Origin of the sequence: Nocardioides sp. L-11A, assembly GCA_029961745.1 — a bacterium.
Taxonomy (GTDB): Bacteria; Actinomycetota; Actinomycetes; order Propionibacteriales; family Nocardioidaceae; genus Nocardioides.
The window spans coordinates 5,405,117-5,421,565 of record CP124680.1; the positions used below are offsets into that span (position 1 = coordinate 5,405,117).

General features: G+C 73.6%; 14 protein-coding genes. 5 read left to right on the forward strand and 9 right to left on the reverse strand.

Annotated elements, in window-relative coordinates; all coding sequences use genetic code 11:
- Positions 1 to 74 precede the first annotated feature (74 nt).
- Positions 75 to 1,037, reverse strand: coding sequence for a CAP domain-containing protein (locus QJ852_25855; protein ID WGX96558.1), 963 nt, complete (start codon positions 1,035 to 1,037; stop codon positions 75 to 77).
- Positions 1,038 to 1,200: 163 nt separating this feature from the next.
- Here QJ852_25855 and QJ852_25860 point away from each other — a divergent pair, with 163 nt between their 5' ends.
- Positions 1,201 to 2,172, forward strand: a complete 972-nt coding sequence (locus QJ852_25860) for an ATP-binding cassette domain-containing protein (GenBank protein WGX96559.1) — start codon at positions 1,201 to 1,203, stop codon at positions 2,170 to 2,172.
- Between the two features lie 5 nt (positions 2,173 to 2,177).
- The gene (locus QJ852_25865; protein ID WGX99506.1) at positions 2,178 to 2,969 is read left to right on the forward strand and encodes an ABC transporter permease; all 792 of its coding nucleotides are present in this window, start codon (positions 2,178 to 2,180) and stop codon (positions 2,967 to 2,969) included.
- A gap of 76 nt (positions 2,970 to 3,045) precedes the next feature.
- Here QJ852_25865 and QJ852_25870 read toward each other — a convergent pair whose 3' ends face one another.
- Together QJ852_25870 and QJ852_25875 are read right to left on the reverse strand one after the other, a co-directional pair.
- Complete coding sequence (locus QJ852_25870; protein WGX96560.1) at positions 3,046 to 4,446, reverse strand: FAD-dependent oxidoreductase; 1,401 nt, start codon at positions 4,444 to 4,446, stop codon at positions 3,046 to 3,048.
- A gap of 116 nt (positions 4,447 to 4,562) precedes the next feature.
- Positions 4,563 to 5,909 (reverse strand): cytochrome P450, encoded by a 1,347-nt coding sequence (locus tag QJ852_25875; protein ID WGX96561.1) that lies wholly within the window; start codon positions 5,907 to 5,909, stop codon positions 4,563 to 4,565.
- Positions 5,910 to 6,006: 97 nt separating this feature from the next.
- Between QJ852_25875 and QJ852_25880 the strand changes: the two genes are divergently transcribed.
- Both QJ852_25880 and QJ852_25885 read left to right on the forward strand, forming a co-directional pair.
- Positions 6,007 to 6,750, forward strand: a complete 744-nt coding sequence (locus QJ852_25880) for an HAD-IA family hydrolase (GenBank protein WGX96562.1) — start codon at positions 6,007 to 6,009, stop codon at positions 6,748 to 6,750.
- Between the two features lie 46 nt (positions 6,751 to 6,796).
- Positions 6,797 to 9,313 (forward strand): glycosyl hydrolase family 65 protein, encoded by a 2,517-nt coding sequence (locus tag QJ852_25885; protein WGX96563.1) that lies wholly within the window; start codon positions 6,797 to 6,799, stop codon positions 9,311 to 9,313.
- 94 nt (positions 9,314 to 9,407) lie between these two features.
- Here the strand turns inward: QJ852_25885 and QJ852_25890 are convergent, their stop codons facing one another.
- The 3 genes from QJ852_25890 to QJ852_25900 all read right to left on the reverse strand — a co-directional run bounded on the left by QJ852_25890 (position 9,408) and on the right by QJ852_25900 (position 12,447).
- Positions 9,408 to 10,109: a response regulator transcription factor gene (locus QJ852_25890; GenBank protein WGX96564.1), complete on the reverse strand. Its 702-nt coding sequence runs from the start codon at positions 10,107 to 10,109 to the stop codon at positions 9,408 to 9,410.
- A 46-nt stretch (positions 10,110 to 10,155) separates the two neighbouring features.
- The gene (locus tag QJ852_25895) at positions 10,156 to 11,421 is read right to left on the reverse strand and encodes a HAMP domain-containing sensor histidine kinase (protein ID WGX96565.1); all 1,266 of its coding nucleotides are present in this window, start codon (positions 11,419 to 11,421) and stop codon (positions 10,156 to 10,158) included.
- A 78-nt stretch (positions 11,422 to 11,499) separates the two neighbouring features.
- Positions 11,500 to 12,447, reverse strand: a complete 948-nt coding sequence (locus QJ852_25900) for a hypothetical protein (GenBank protein WGX96566.1) — start codon at positions 12,445 to 12,447, stop codon at positions 11,500 to 11,502.
- 326 nt (positions 12,448 to 12,773) lie between these two features.
- Between QJ852_25900 and QJ852_25905 the strand changes: the two genes are divergently transcribed.
- The gene (locus QJ852_25905; GenBank protein ID WGX96567.1) at positions 12,774 to 14,018 is read left to right on the forward strand and encodes an MFS transporter; all 1,245 of its coding nucleotides are present in this window, start codon (positions 12,774 to 12,776) and stop codon (positions 14,016 to 14,018) included.
- On the opposite strand, the gene QJ852_25910 is transcribed toward QJ852_25905, so the two are convergent.
- From QJ852_25910 to QJ852_25920, 3 genes are read right to left on the reverse strand one after another with little or no spacing between them, the layout of a single operon-like run.
- Entirely contained in the window at positions 14,011 to 14,883 is an 873-nt protein-coding gene (locus QJ852_25910) for an exodeoxyribonuclease III (protein WGX96568.1), read from the reverse strand. The genes QJ852_25905 and QJ852_25910 overlap by 8 nt on opposite strands.
- A 9-nt stretch (positions 14,884 to 14,892) precedes the next feature.
- Positions 14,893 to 15,330, reverse strand: coding sequence for a carboxymuconolactone decarboxylase family protein (locus tag QJ852_25915; GenBank protein WGX96569.1), 438 nt, complete (start codon positions 15,328 to 15,330; stop codon positions 14,893 to 14,895).
- Positions 15,331 to 15,388: 58 nt separating this feature from the next.
- Complete coding sequence (locus tag QJ852_25920; protein WGX96570.1) at positions 15,389 to 16,375, reverse strand: NAD-dependent epimerase/dehydratase family protein; 987 nt, start codon at positions 16,373 to 16,375, stop codon at positions 15,389 to 15,391.
- Positions 16,376 to 16,449 lie beyond the last annotated feature (74 nt).

The following is a 16,449-nucleotide window of genomic DNA, read 5'->3' on the forward strand; positions in this document are numbered from 1 at the left end:
GGTGCCCACCAGCCTGCCACGCTTTCTGGAACGATTCCAGAAAAGGAAGCCTTGCCTACGTGAGGCGGACCTGACTAACGGACCCGCACGTCCACACTGCGCTGCGCCGCTCGCGTCCGCTTGTTGCCGAGGTAGACGACCGTGTAGGTCCGCTCTCCCCTCGGCTGCTTGCGCACCGTCACCGTGACCGTCCCCCGGCGCGAGAGCCGCGCCTTCTCGAGCACCCGGCCGTCGGCGGCGATCAGCACCTTGCCGCGCGCGGGACGCTTCCCCGTCCGGGCCCTGATCGTGAACGTCGCCCGCCGCTTCGCGCCGACCGCCGTGACCTTGACCCGGGAGGCCCGCCCCGTCGTACTCCCCCCGAAGTCGGCCGCGGCGCCCCCGGCCTGCGGTGGCACGAGCGACGGAACCGTCGCGGTGCAGGCGGCCTGGCCGGACGTGTCGGCCGACGGTACGGCGACGCCCGCCTGCCGCCCCAGGACCAGGGTCCATACCGGGCTGATGCCCGCACCCTGGTGCACGATCGGGTCGGTGGTGACGTACAGGCCGATGTCCAGCGGCTGCGGGGAGCGCAGGTTCTCGCAGTGCCCGACGCTGCGCAGCCAGCCCTGGACCACGTCCGCCGGCGTCGGCTGACCGGCGGCCAGGTTCTCTCCGACGAACGCGTAGGCGTAGCCCGCGGCCGCCGCCCGGTCCCAGGGCTGCGGCCGGGCGCCCGGCCCCGACTCGACGTGATCGATCACCTGGGTGGTCGCCATCCACTGCCCGTGCAGACGGGCGGCCTCGTCGAGGAGCGGCGACGCGCTCAGCGTCGGCAGGCCACGGGCCGCGCGGTCGGCGTTGACCAGGCAGGTCACCGCCGCGCGCGCCCGGGCGAGGTCGCCGCCCGCGACGAACGGGACGGCACCGTCCGCGCAGGTGGCGGCGCGTGCCGGGGCCCGGACACCGGGGCCGGCGGCGGCAGCACCGGGGACGAACGGGACGGCGGCGGCGAGGAGCACGGCCAGACCGGCTCCCAGCAAGCGCTCTCGGAACACGGGGACCACCCTCGGATCGACGGCATGTGCACGGCTCGCCCCCCTAGCCGACGGTCCAACGGCGCAGCCGGCGATGAGTTCCGGTGTCGGTGGCGGTCCGTAGTGTGCAACGCCGGGGGAACGACGATCGAGACACATCAGACGAGGAGACGCAGGGGCTGCGATGAGCGAACCGATGATCCGCGCGACCGGACTGGTCAAGCGCTACAAGGAGGTCGAGGCCCTCGCCGGGCTCGACCTGGCCGTGCCTGAGGGCAAGGTGCTGGCCCTGCTCGGCCCCAACGGCGCCGGGAAGACCACGGCGGTGCGCTGCCTGACCACGCTCTTGAAGCCCGACGCCGGCACCGCCACGGTGGCCGGCATCGATGTGCTGGCCGACCCGGCGGCGGCCAAGGCGAAGATCGGCCTGTCGGGGCAGTACGCCGCGGTCGACGAGCACCTCACGGCGTACGAGAACCTGGTCATGATCGGGCGGCTCTACCACCTCGGCCGCACCCGGGCACGGGCCCGCGCGCAGGAGCTGCTGGAGCGCTTCGACCTCACCGAGTTCGCGAGCCGGCCCACCAAGACCTACTCCGGCGGCCAGCGCCGGCGCCTCGACCTGGCCGGCGCACTGGTCGCCGCTCCGCCGGTGATCGTGCTCGACGAGCCGACGACCGGGCTCGACCCGCGCAGCCGCCAGCTGATGTGGGACGTCATCCGCGAGCTGGTGGGCGAGGGCGCGACGCTGCTGCTGACGACGCAGTACCTCGAGGAGGCCGACGTCCTGGCCGACGACATCGTGGTCATCGACCACGGTCGCGAGATCGCCCACGGCACCGCCGACGAGCTCAAGGCACAGACCGGAGGCCAGCGGATCGAGGTGGTGCTCACCAGCACCGCCGACGCCGAGGCGGCGGGGCGGATCCTCAACGAGGTCGCGGTCGGCGAGGTCAAGGTCAACGGCGGCGGCCGCGAGCTCGCGGCCGCGGTCGGCGAGGACGCCGCGGGCGACCTGCTCCGCGTGCTCCAGGGCTTCGAGCGCGATGCCGTGAAGGTCCTCGACGTCGGGCTGCGCCGCCCGACCCTCGACGACGTCTTCCTCACCCTGACCGGACACGACAGCACCGACGAGAGCGCGGAGGCGCAGCAGTGAGCACCATGGCCCAGGCCCTCAACGACGGCTGGGTGGTCGCCCAGCGCAATCTGATCAAGATCGTCCGGGTCCCCGAGATCCTGGTGTTCGTCCTGGTCAGCCCGATCATGTTCGTGCTGCTGTTCGCCTATGTCTTCGGCGGCGCGATCGAGACGCCCGGCGTCAACTACCGCGAGTGGCTGATCGCCGGCATCTTCGGCCAGACCATCGTCTTCGGCGCGACCTTCACCGGGGCCGGCCTCGCCGAGGACATGCAGAAGGGCATCATCGACCGGTTCCGGTCGCTGCCGATGTCCAACTCCGCGGTGCTCGTGGGGCGGACCGCCTCCGACGTCGTCTACAACGTGCTCTCGCTCATCATCATGGCGCTCACCGGCCTGATCGTCGGCTGGCGGATCAACGAGGGCGCCCTCAAGGCGCTGGCCGGGTTCGCGCTGCTGCTGGTCTTCGGCTACGCGATCAGCTGGGTGATGGCCTGGGTCGGCCTGATGGTCCCCAGCGTCGAGGTCATCAACAACGCCTCCTTCATCGTGATCATGCCGCTGACCTTCATCTCCAACGCGTTCGTGCCGACGGAGTCGTTCAACAAGGTGCTCAAGCCCTTCGTCGAGTGGAACCCGGTCTCGGCGGTCACCCAGGCCAGCCGCGACCTGTTCGGCAACACCGGCGTCGGCCCCGGCTCGGACGCCTGGTCGATGCAGAACCCGGTCGCCTACACGCTGATCTGGGTGGTGCTCATCATCGCGGTGTTCGCGCCGCTGTCGGTGCGCCAGTACCGGCTCACCACGAGCAAGTAGTCCCCGTCGTACCGGACGAAACCGTCGTGGATCGGCCGATCTCGCGACAGTTTCGTCCGGTACGACGGCGCGGCGGTCAGAGCCGGTCGGCCAGCCGCCGGGCCGCGATCTGCAGCGCGTCCCACACCGTCGCGAACGGCGGGGCGTAGGCCAGGTCCATGCCCGCCAGGTCGTCGACGTCGAGGCCGCCCCACAGCGCGGCGGCCGCGGCGTCGACCCGCTTCGCCGAGCCCGGCCCGCCGACGATCTGGACGCCCAGGAGGCGGCGGGTCGCGCGGTCGGCGAGCACCTTCGTGTGGATCGGCTCGGCCTCGGGCATGTAGCCGCTGGCGGTGGTGCCGCTGGTGACGAGCGCGGCGACGTCGTACCCGGCCTCGGTGGCCGCGGCGCTGGAGAGTCCGGTCCGGGCGATCTCGAGGTGCACGCCGCCGGCGACGAAGCGGGTGATGGCGGTCCCGAGCGCGCCCCCGAAGCGCCGGTCGCGCCCGAGCAGGTTGTCGCCGACCACCCGGCCCAGCTTGTTGGCATGGGTGCCCAGCGGCAGGAAGACCCGGCGCCCGGTGAGCCGGTGGGTGAGCTCGCAGCAGTCACCGGCGGCCCAGATCCCCGGGGCCACCCGGCCCCCGGGGTCGGGCAGGTATCCGCCGTCCTCGCCCAGCGGCAGCCCGGCCGCGGCGCCCAGCGCAGTGGCGGGCTCCACGCCGATCGCGAGCACGACGACGTCGGCGGCGAGCCGCTCGCCGGTGTCCGTCACGACCCCGCTGACCCGCGCACCGGCCGGGCCCTCCGTCGTCTCCAGCCGGTCGACCGTCCGACCGGTGCGCAGGTCGACCCCGCCGGCGACCAGCGCGTCCTCGATCTCCGTGCCCAGGTCGGCGTCCAGGCTGCTCATCACCCGGCTCCGGGTGATCAGGGTGGTCGACAGGCCGCGCCGGATCAGGGCCTCGGCCATCTCCAGCCCGATATAGCCGCCCCCGACCACGACCGCCCGGGACGGACCGTCGAGCTCGCCCGCGCCGCTCAGGAGCTCGGTCCACAGCGCCCCGTCGTCGAGGTTCTTGACCGGGTGCACGCCCGCGACCGGTACGCCGTCGGCCGCCCGGGCCCAGTCGGGCACGATCGGCGCGGCGCCGGTGGCGAGCACCAGCTCGTCGTACTCCAGCTCGTCGGCCGGTCCGCCGCCGGGTCCCTCGACCCGCACCCGGCGCCGCTCGCTGTCGAGCGCCACCGCCCGCGACCCGAGTCGCAGGTCGATCCCGGCCGCACGGTGCTCCTGTGCGGACCGGGCGACCAGGTCCTCGCCGCGCGGCACATCGCCGGCGATCCAGTACGGGATCCCGCACGCCGAGTACGACGTGTGGCCGGTCGCCTCCACGACGGTGACGTCGATCTCGCGGCCCGCGCTCGCCGCCGCCCGCAGCGCCGTATGGGCCGCGCTCATCCCGGCGGCGTCCGCGCCGACCACCACGATCCTCACGCCCGCGACCCTACGTCCCACCGACCCGGCGCATCTGAACGCCCCACAAGCGCCGACCCGGCGCGTTCAAACGCGCCGGGTCGGCGGCTCTCAGAGGTTCAGATGCGACGGGTCGATCACACGGCGACCGGCTCGGCGCCGATGTGGACCGGGAGCGACTCGACGCCGTACACGGCCGACAGCTTGCGGAACTCGAGCTCGGAGATGTCGCTGGCCATGGTCAGGTCCGGGAACCGCTCGGCGAGCATCCGCAGGGCGGTCCGCAGTTCCATCCGGGCCAGCTCGGCGCCGACGCAGCGGTGCATGCCCCAGCCGAAGGCGAGGTGGCGGGTGGGCTCGCGGCTCGGGTCGAACGTGTCGAGACCGGGCGCCAGGCGCGGGTCGCGGTTGGCGGCGAGGAGGGAGACGCCGACGGCGTCGCCCTCCTTGATCAGGACGCCGCCGATCTCGACGTCCTGCTTGGCGAAGCGCAGGAAGGCGAGCTGGACGACGCACAGGTGGCGCAGCAGCTCCTCGACGACCCCGTTGACCTGCTCGGCGTCGTCGGAGCGCAGCATCTCGCCGGCCTTCGGCGTGGTCGCGATGAGATAGGCGCCCAGCGCCAGCATCGACGCGGAGGTCTCGTAGCCGCCGAGGAAGACGCCGTCGGCGATGCCACCGAGGGTGACGTCGTCGAGCTCGTCGCCGTGCTCCTTCAGCAGCGCACCGATCAGACCGTCGCCGGGGTTCGCGCGCTGTTCGCGCACGGCGTTGATGAGGAACTCGCGGGTGTGGGCAGCGGCGCCGAACGCGCCCGCGCCGCCCTCGGTGAGGTCGAAGCGCGCGACGCCGAGCTCGAGGAACCGAGCGCGGTCGTCGACCGGCAGGCCGAGCAGGTCGCAGATCACGTCGAACGGTACGGCGAACGCGAACTCCTCGACCATGTCGACCGCACGCCCGCCCCGGCCGGCCTCCTCCATCGCGTCCAGGCGCTGCTTGACGATCGCCTCGATGCCGGGCTGGAGCCGGGCGAGGCGACGCATCGTGAACTCGGGGGTGAGGTAGCGACGCAGCGTGGTGTGCAGCGGCGGGTCGGTCATGCCGAGGCCGCCGATCTGCTCCTCCTCGGAGCGTCCCTCCTGCGACACGAACTGGCCGAGGTCGTTGGACCACACGTCCGCACCGCCGGCGAGCACGTCGCGCGCCGCGTCGTACCCGCTGACCAGCCAGACCCCCTTGCCGAACAGGTCGGCGAGCTTCTTCACCGGCTCCTCGGCCTGCACCTCGGAGAGCTCGGGCACCGGGTCGAGCCCGTCGCGGCGCAGCGGGAGCGTGAAGGCGTCGGGCAGGAAGCGCAGCTTGCGCAGGTCGATGCCGTTGCGCATGGTCCGGTTGAGCAGCCAGATGCCGATCCGCTGCTTCGCCGGACCGAGCACGGGGTCCAGGACAGGCCGGAGCAGCGAGTCGAAGAGGGGGATGCGCATGGGTCCATTTCATCAGACGAGACGCCTTGGCGAATCCGGTGTGACCCGGATCGCGTCCCTGACCCGACCCTGAGGTCCACGCCGTTAGCCTGGGGAGGTGCCTCGGACACAAGTGGACTGGGATGCCTGGGATGCGGTGCTGTTCGACCTCGACGGGGTGGTCACACCGACGGCCGAGGTGCACATGCACGCGTGGGAGGCGATGTTCACCGCCTTCCTGACCGCGCGCGCCGCCGCCGACCACGTGGCGTACCCGCCGTACACCGAGCAGGACTACTTCACCTACGTCGACGGGAAGCCGCGCTACGACGGCGTCCGGTCGTTCGTCGGGTCGCGCGGGATCACCCTGCCGGAGGGGACCCCGGCGGACCCGCCCACCGCGGAGACGGTGTGCGGTCTGGGCAACCGGAAGAACGACGTCTTCAACCAGATCCTCACCTCCGACGGGGTCACGCCCTACCCGGGCTCGGTCCGGCTCCTCGACGAGCTGCACCGCCGTGGTGTGCCGATGGCGGTGGTGTCGTCCTCGCGCAACGCGCCGGCCGTGCTGGCGGCGGCCGGGCTGAGCGACCGCTTCTCCTTCGTCATGCACGGCGGGCTCGCCGCCGAGCTCGGCCTGCCGGGCAAGCCCGCCCCCGACACCTTCGCCCACGCGGCCCGGACGCTCGGCGCGACCGACGCCCGCTCGGTCGTCCTCGAGGACGCCATCAACGGGGTCGCCGCCGGTCACGCCGGCGGCTTCGGGCTGGTGATCGGCGTCGACCGCGGCGCGGGCGCGGAGGCGCTGCGCGCGGCGGGAGCCGACGTCGTCGTACCGGATCTCGCCGACCTGCTGCCCTGACCACACCCGACGACACGCCCGACGACACGCCCGACGAGGAGAGCCGATGAACGCACCCGAGGGCCCGTCCCACAAGGCACCGCCGGTCGAGGACCCGCTCGACCGCACCCGCTTCCCCGTCGACGAGTGGCGCCTGGTGGAGACCCGCTTCGACGCGTCCGATCTCGGCACGACGGAGTCGCTGTTCACCGTCGGCAACGGCTACCTCGGGCTGCGCGGCAACTACTCCGAGAGCCGGGACGCCCATCTCGACGGCACCTTCATCAACGGCTTCCACGAGACCTGGCCGATCTCCCATGCCGAGGAGGCCTACGGCTTCGCCCGGATCGGACAGACCATCGTCAACGTGCCGGACCCGAAGGTGATCCGGCTCTACGTCGACGACGAGCCGCTGCAGGTCTCGGTCGCGGACCTGCTGGAGTACGAGCGGGCGCTGGACTTCCGCACCGGCGTCCTGCACCGCGACCTGTTGTGGCGCACGCCGGGAGGCAAGCGGGTCCGGGTCCGGAGCACCCGGATGGTGCCGCTGGAGCAGCGGCACCTCGCCGTCCTCACCTTCGAGGTCACCCTGCTCGACCAGCGCGCCTCCCTGGCGATCTCCTCCCAGCTGGTCAACCGACAAGACGAGCAGCGCGAGACCAGCCCCTTGGACCAGAGCGGCGGCAGCACCGCCGATCCCCGGCGGGCCGAGGACTTCGACCGGCGGGTGCTCGAGCCGCGGATCCACGAGGCCGACCCGGAGACCGGCCGCCTGAAGCTGGGCTACCGCACCGCGCAGAGCGGGATGACGCTCGGCGTTGTCGCCGACCACGTGCTGGAGACCGACGCGCCCTACTCGATGGACGTGCAGGCGGAGGAGGACCTCGCCAAGGCGATCTACCGGATCGCCGCCGAGCCCGGCGTCCCCGTGCGGCTCACCAAGCTCGTCGCCTTCCACACCGCCGTCTCGGTTCCGCCCCGCGAGCTGATCGACCGCTGCGAGCGGACCCTCGCACGCACCCGCGAGGAGGGCGTGGAGCACCAGTACGCCGGCCAGCGGGCCTGGCTGGACGCCTTCTGGGCGCGCGCGGACGTCGAGGTGGCCGGTCAGCCCGCGCTGCAGCAGGCGATCCGCTGGAACCTCTTCTCGGTGCTGCAGGCCTCGGCTCGGGCCGAGGGTCAGGGCATCGCGGCCAAGGGCGTGAGCGGATCGGGCTACGGCGGTCACTACTTCTGGGACACCGAGATCTACGTGATGCCGTTCCTCACGTACACGATGCCGTGGGCGGCGCGCAACGCCCTGCGGTTCCGCTACAACCTGCTCGACAGCGCGCGGGAGCGGGCCCGGGAGCTCTCCCAGAAGGGCGCGCTCTTCCCCTGGCGCACGATCAGCGGGCAGGAGGCGTCGGCGTACTACGCGGCCGGCACCGCGCAGTACCACATCGACGCGGACATCGCCTACGCCCTGAGCCAGTACGTCGGCGCGACCGGCGACGACGAGTTCCTCGCCCGTGAGGCGGTCGACATCTTCGTCGAGACCGCGCGGATGTGGGCCGACCTGGGGTTCTGGAGGGACGAGACCCGCCGCACCTTCCACATCCACGGCGTGACCGGGCCCGACGAGTACACCACCGTCGTCAACGACAACCTGTACACGAACGTCCTCGCGCGCTTCAACCTGCGCCGCGCCGCCCGTGCCGTGTGGGAGCTGCAGCGCGACAGCCCGCCGGCGTACCAGGCCCTGGTCCGACGTACCGGTCTCACCTCGGACGAACCCGACGAGTGGGCCGCCTGCGCCGACGGCATGTACGTCCCCTTCGACTCCTTCCTCGGCATCCACCCGCAGGACCGGCACTTCCTCGAACGGGAGATGTGGGACCTGGAGAACACGCCGCTCGACAACCGGCCGCTGCTGCTGCACTACCACCCCCTGGTGATCTACCGGTTCCAGGTGCTCAAGCAGGCCGACGTCGTGCTCGCGCTCTACCTGCACGGCGAGGACTTCACCCCGGCGCAGAAGCAGGCGGACTTCGAGTACTACGACCCGATCACCACCGGCGACTCCACCCTGTCCGCCGTCGTGCAGTCGATCGTCGCGGCGGAGGTCGGCTACCACGAGCTCGCCCTGCGGTACTTCCACGCGGCGCTGTTCGTCGACCTCGCCGACCGGCACAACAACACCGCCGACGGCGTCCACGTCGCCTCGACCGGCGGCGTGTGGAGCGCTCTGGTCGGCGGCTTCGGCGGCTTCCGCGACCGCGGCTCCGGCGTCGGCGACCAGCAGTGGCAGCTCGACCCGCGGCTGCCCGACGAGTGGTCGTCGCTGGTCTACCGGGTGACCCTGCACGGCACCCGGGTCCGGGTCACCGTCCGCCCGGCCGAGCTCGAGCTGTACGTCGAGCACGGCACCGGGCCGGTCATGTTCTCGGTGCGCGACGAGCTGGTCAAGGTCGCCCCCGGCGCGCCGGTGGTCGTGCCGCTCGAGCACCAGGGTCCGCGCCGGGACGGGGAGCCGCCGTACCCGGCCGGGATCCAGCGCGCCGACGGCACGGTCATCTCGGCGATCGTTCCGAGCGGGTACTGAGGGGTTGTCGGAATCGCCGGTCGACCGGCGAAACTGTCACTTGTCGGGCGTTGCAACGCCCGACAAGTGCCGGAATCACCGGTCGACCGGCGATTCATGCACCCGCCGCGCCGCCACCCCCCGGCGGCTGCCACTCGGCGCGGTTCGCCAGACCCACGGCCGCGATCTGCGAGGACACCGCGAGCTTGGCCAGGATCGACTTCACCTGGGTCCGTACGGTCGCGTCGGAGACGACGAAGCGCGCGGCGATCTCACGGACCGTCTCGCCCCGCATCAGCCGGCCGAGCACCTCACCCTCCCGCGGCGTGAGCCGCTCCAGCCGTTCGCGGGCGTCGGCGCGCTCACGGCTCTGCTGGCGCGCCAGGGCGATCAGCGCGTTCCGCTCGTCGGCGGAGAGGACGGGCAGTCCCTGGTCGAGGCGGCGGATGGTCGCGAGGATCTCGTTGAGCGACCCGGACTTGGGCAGCACCCGCCGGGCGCCCAGCGCGAGGCACTCCCCCCAGCGCGCACGGTCGGTGGCCGCGGTGACGACGACGACCTGGGCGCCGGACTCGACGAGGGGCGCGATCAGCAGCCGGCCGTCGCCCAACGCCCCGAGGTCGAGATCGAGCAGCACGACCCCCGGCCGCAGCCGCAGGACCCGGCTGAGCAGCGCCTGGGCGGAGGTGAAGGCGTTCGGGGAGACGCTCGACGCGTCGTGGCCCTCCAGGTCGAGGGCCAGCTCGAGGGACTCGGCGAACAGGACGTGGTCCTCCACGAGGACGATCCGCGCCCCACCGCGCGCCGCCCTGGTCATCGACGCCCGCCGGGCGGGACGGAGCAGGTTCCCACACCTCCGATTATCAACCGGCCTCCCGCCGCGCGAGCCCGGAATCCGCAGGTACGTCGCTCGCGGGCAGCTCGACGGTGAAGGTGGCGCCCTCGCCGAGCGTCGAGGCGACGCGCACCGAGCCGTCGTGCAGGGTGACGATCCGCTCGACGATGGCCAGGCCGAGACCGACACCCGGCCGGCGGCGTACCGCGCCGTCGCGCGAGCGGAAGAACTCCTCGAAGACGTGCTCGCTGTCGGCCGCGCCGATGCCGATGCCGGTGTCGGCCACCTCGAGGACGACCCCCGACGCGTGGGCCGGATCGGCGCCGTCGGGACCGGTGACCCGCACCCGCACCGCACCGCCGGGATCGGTGTACTTGACGGCGTTGGAGAGCAGGTTGGTCACCATCCGGTCGAGATCCTCCGGGTCGCCGAGCACGACGGTGGTGCCGCTGACCTCCAGTGAGACGCTCACGTCCCGGAGCCGGGCGGCGCCGTCGTGGAAGCCGACCACGTCGCGGACGATCGCGCCCAGATCGGTCGGCGCCACCCGCAGCGCGATGCCCGGGCGGCCGAGCTTCGCCAGCGCTGACATGTCGTCGACGACGGAGGTGATCCGGTTCGCGCCGCCGTCGACGGCGTCCAGCGCGGACCGCGTCGTCGGGTCGAGTCCGGTACGGCGCCGCAGCACCTCGACCGTGTTGCCGATCGCCGCGGCCGTGCCGCGCAGCTCGTGGGACAGCACGTCGATGATGGTCCGGCGGTACTCCGCGACCGCATGCTCCCGCTCGACGCGCACCTCCAGGTCGCCACGCTCCAGGGCGGTGACCAGCGCCCGCTCAGCCAGCCGGACGTACATCTGCAGCGTCTCCCGCTGGGCCGGGTCGGGACGCCGGCCGTTGCGCGGCAGGTCGACGGAGAGCAGGCCGCGCAGGACCCCGTCGTCGTCGCGGAGCAGTCCGCACAGCAGGTCGTCGGGGTGCCACGCGTCGGGTGCGTCGAGCACGACGACGTCGGGCACCCACTCGTGGCCGGTCAGGTGACCACCGGCGCGCTCGGCCGGCAGGAACCGCAGGTCGCCCCAGACCTCGGCCGGCTCCAGCTCGCGCTCGACCAGCTCCACAGGCGCGCGCAGGTCGACCAGACGGGCGATCGCCTCGTCGTCGCCGACGACCGTGACGGTGTGGAGCAGGCCGTCGCCGACCAGGCTCACGGCGGCGAGGTCGAAGCCCGCGAACTCCCGTACGCCCTCGGCGATCAGCTGGAGGGTGCGCGACAGGACCGTGTCCACCTCCATGGCGTACCCCCGTCCCGACGGCCACAACCATCGTGGCAGCGGAACGCCCGGTGGGGAGCCGGAACGGTGGATCCGGGGTCAGGCGCTGTACAGCGTGGGGGCCAGCCAGTCGGCCGCCCAGGAGACCGGCGCGTGCCGGGTCCCGACCTCCGCGATCTCCCGCGCCGCCAGCTCCAGGAGGAGCAGCCGCGCCACGCAGGCGCGATCCTCGGGGCGGACCTGCCAGGCGGCCAGCAGCTGCGGCGCCTCCCGCACCAGCGCGGCTCCGGCACCGCTGGACCGGCCGACGCGACGTAGCTGCACCAGCCGGAAGTGGAGGGTGTCGAAGCCGAGCGGACGATTCACCGCGAACCGCTCCCAGCCCCAGGCGAGCACCCGACCGCCGCCGGCGGCGCAGGCGGCGGTCGTGGCCGGCGACCAGTTGCCGTGCCAGGCGCCACGGGACAGCCTCTCGAGGTCGTGGCGCTCGGCGAGCAGCCCGAACGTGGTGGTCAGACGCTCGGTCAGCGACGATGGCTCCAGGCCCTCGAGGACGGCGCGCAGCTCGGTCGCGTACGACCGGTCGAGATCCGCGGGCGCCACCATGCGGGCCACCGCCCGCTCCGCCGCGAGCAGCGCCTCCCGGCCCGGCGCCCGGGTCCGGTACGACGGCACGCCCGTCTCCCGGACGAGGAGCGGCCGACCGCGCCGCGTGGTGAGGGCGATCAGCCGGGGCGCGACCAGGGGTGAGCCCTGCTCGGCCGCCTCCGCGACGGTCGCGAGGACGGCGGCCTCGTCGAGCACGTGCCGCGCCCCGACCGGGTCGAGCGCCCAGCGTGCGACAGCGACTGCGGCCCCGCTGCCGTCGTACGCGTGGAAGACCGGGGTGTCCGCCGGCGGCACGGCGGAGCCGAGCACGATCCGAACCGGCCGGCCGAGTGCATCTCCGATCAGCGTCGTCAGCTCGTCCATGACCCCACGGGCCTCCTCGGCGCTGAGCGCGGGTCCGGGCTCGGGAGCCCCGGTCCCGACGGGAGATGGTGTCATCGGCGTGGCCTTCCTCGGTGCTGCCAGAGCTGCTGGGCGCAGCACCGCCAGCGTCCTCGATCCGGAGCTCCACCGGGCCTTCGGTGGCTCGTTCTCCCCAAAATCGGGGACAACCGATGCACGACCGACCCGGAGGCGGCGACCGGACCTAGGCTTGGCGACGGCCCCGGGAGGACGCGGCGCCTCCCCGGAGACGGAGAGGTCGGGGGGCCGCCGAGGCGATCGCGGACGGTCGAGCCCGGCGGTGCCGTGTCGCCCGGGGCCTCACCATCTCAAATGACGAGACCTCGATCTCACTCTCCGGACAGCGCTGCTTGACTTGAGGCGTGAGTCGAGCCGCCGTACCGTCCAGTGCGCAGGAGCGGACGATCTCGGCCGCCCGCCGCTGGGCGATGCTCGCGGCCGGCACCGGGGCCCAGGCGGCGACGTCCGCGATGGTGACGGCGCCGAGCTTCCTGATCCCGGAGCTGCACCGCCCCCGCGCCGCGGGCGGGTACGGCATGAGCCTCGCCGAGGCCGGGCTCGTCGCCGCCGCGGCGATGGCCGGGATGATGTGCACCCTCGTCCTGTGGGGGCTGGTGGTCGACCGGCGCGGCGAGCGGTTCGCGCTGCTGGCGGGCCTGCTGGTGACGGCGACGGGCGGCGCCGCGGCGGCCGCCCTCGCGCAGCCGTGGCCGATGGCGGCGGCGCTGGGCTTCGCGGGCATCGGCGCCGCGGCCACGAACTCCGCGTCCGGCCGGGTCGTCGTCGGCTGGTTCCCACCGGAGCGGCGCGGGATCGCGATGGGGATCCGGCAGACGGGACAGCCCCTCGGGGTCGGCATCGCGGCCGCGACGGTCGCGGTCATCGCCCGCCACCACGGCATCGGCCCGGCGCTGTGGGTGCCGACCGCCGCGTCGCTCGCGGTCGCGGCCTACGTCGCGATCGTCGTCCTCGACCCGCCACGCCCGCCGGCCGTCGCGGGACGGACCGTCGCCAACCCGTACCGCACCGACAGCTATCTCACCCGGATCCACGCGGCCTCGGTGCTCCTGGTCGTCCCGCAGTTCCTGGTGTGGACCTTCGGGTTGACCTGGCTCGTGGACGACCTCGGCTGGTCGCCGGGCGTCGCCGGCCTGGTCGTCGCCGGCACCCAGCTCGCCGGTGCCGCCGCCCGGGTCGGCGTGGGCTGGATCTCGGACCTGGCCGGCAGCCGGATGCGCCCGATGCGCACGGTCGCCCTCCTCGCCGCGGGCACGATGGCGCTGCTCGGCGTGGCCGCCACGGACGCGAACGGCTCGACGCTGGTGTCCATGGCCGCCGTCGCACTGCTCGTGGCGGCCTCCGCGATCACCGTCGCCGACAACGGCCTCGCCTACACCGCTGTCGCCGAGCGGGCCGGTCCGTTCTGGTCCGGGCGTGCCCTCGGCGTGCAGAACACCGCGCAGCACGTCGTCGCGGTCGCCGTCCCGCCACTCGCCGGGCTGACCATCACCGCCTGGGGGTACGGCGCGACCTATGCCCTGGCCGCGGCCCTCCCGCTGGTCGCCGTGAGCGTCGTACCGGTCGCCGGCGAGCGCCGGGTCAGCTGAATGCGTAGTCGACCACGACCGGCGCGTGATCGCTGAGCCGGATGCCGGCGTGCTCCCGGTCCACGACGGCGGACACCGCGGCGCGGGCCAACGCGGGGGTCGCGAGATGGTAGTCGATCCGCCACCCGGTGTCCTTGGCGTAGGCCTGGCCGAGCCAGCTCCACCAGGAGTACGGGCCCTCGACGTCGGGATGCAGCCGCCGGACGACGTCGACCAGGGTGCGCGGCGTGAGCTGGGCGTCGAGCCAGGCCCGCTCCTCGGGGAGGAAGCCCTCGACCTGGTTGCTGCGCCGCCAGTTGGCGACGTCCGCCCGCGCGTGGGCGATGTTGAGATCGCCGGTGAGCAGGAACTCCCGGCCCGCGGCGACGGCCGCCCGGCGCGAGCCCGTCAGGTGCCGGGCGAAGCCGGCCAGGAACGCCATCTTCCGGTGGTACTTCGCCCCGCCGTCGGGCGCCTCGCGCATCCGCCTCGGGTCCTGCAGGTGGGCGGGGAGCCCGCCCTTGGGGAGATACAGGCTCGCCACGGTCAGCGGTACGCCGGCCAGGTCGACCTCGACGTAGCGCCCCTCGGTCGCATGGTGGCGCAGCTCCCGCTGCAGCGGCCGGCCCGGAGCGGGCACCGACCAGGTGCGCACGGCCGCGGGCGGCTCCCGGGTCAGCACGGCGACCCCGTTGCGCCCGGCGATCTCGCCGGCGTCGTACGCCACCTCGTAGTCGCCGAACGCCCCCTCCGGCAGGGCGTCGACCGGGCAGCGGACCTCCTGCAGGGTCACGACGTCGCAGCCGCGGGTCGCCAGCCAGTCACCGAAGCCGCGACGATGGGCAGCGCGGATGCCGTTGATGTTGGCGGTGGCGATGCGAAGCACCGGGCGATGCTAGTGCCGCCGCCCCGCCTCCGGATCGGCGGGCACCCCCACGTCGAAGACGTCGAGCACGAGGGCCAGGGTCGCGTGGTAGCCGACCAGGGCGACCAGCTCGGACAGGTCGGCCGGGCCGAGCACGGCCGTGGCCTCCCGGAACGCCGCGTCGTCGAGGCTCCCACGGCGCGCCAGCCGGCCGGCGAGCTCGCAGCAGCACCGCTCCCGCGCGTCGTGGCCGCCGAAGGTGCCGTCCGCGATCGCCGCGATCTCGGCGGGTTCCAGGCCGATCGCGGCCGCGACCCGCTCGTGCGCCCACGCCTCGAACTCCGAGGCGGTCGACGCGGCCACGGCGAGGATGGCGATCTCACGCTCGCGCGCGGTCAGCGCGCCCTGGTAGCGGATCGCGGCGCCGAGCTCCTGGAGCGGCATGCCGAGGCCGGGGCGCAGCAGCATCGGGCCGAACGGTCCGTGCAGCGCGCCGTCGGCGTCGGTCAGCGGGAACGGCTGCCCGTCACGACCGGGCGCTCCAGCGGGCCAGCAGCTCGGCCTCCCGCTCGGTGGTGATGCCGGTGATCCGCGCCGCCGGGTCGGCGTCGAGCCAGGCACGGGTGTCGCGGGCGGTCGCCCCGACCGGGCGCGGCGCGAGTCCCGCGGCGAGGGCCGGCCCGGCGTCGTGGGCGAGCATGCCGTCGTACGCCGGCCGGGGCAGCCAGACCGGGATGCTGTCGGGTCCCGACCACGGCTCGACGCCCGCGGCCTCGAGGAACTCCTGGTCAACCCAGACGAGTCGGGCGTCGGGCAGGCACGCCGCGAGCAGCTCGCGCATCGGGACCGCGGGACCGACGGCGTCGTACGTCCCGCCGGTGCGGTCCTCGGCGAGGGCCACGATCCAGGTGGCCAGATCGCGGACGTCGATCACCTGCACGAGGTCCTCCGGTCGTCCGGGGGCGAGGACGTCGCCGGTGGCGGCCGAGCGGCGCGCCCAGTACGCGAACCTGCCGCTCGGGTCGCCGGGGCCCACGATCAGGCCGGGCCGCACGACGGCGGCGCCGGGTACGGCGTCGAGGACGATCCGCTCGCAGGCGACCTTCATCCCGCCGTAGCTCTCGACGTCGGCCATCGGGTCGAGGTCCTCCTCGATCGCGGCCTTGAGCCGGCCGGCCCCGGGACCGGCCGGGTCGGCGTCGTCGGCGTAGACCGAGACCGTGGAGACGAACACCCAGTGCGCGCCGGGACTGTGGGCGTCGTGGACGGCGGCCAGGGCGCGGCGTACGTGGGAGGGCATGCGGGACACATCGACCACGGCGTCGTACGGCGCCCCGTCGGTCAGCTCCGCGGGCGCCGGCTCCGCCCGGTCCCAGCGCACCGTGGTCACCCCCGGCGGGGCGGTGCCGGACCGACCGCGGTTGGCGCACACCACCTCATGCCCGCGCTGCGCGGCCTCCGCCGCCACCGCGCGGGAGAGGAACTGGGTGCCGCCGAGAACCAGGAGCCTCATCCGGCCACTATGCCCGACGGCCCGAGGGAACCCCGTCGTCACCGACCCGGCGCGTTTGAACGCGCCGGGTCGGC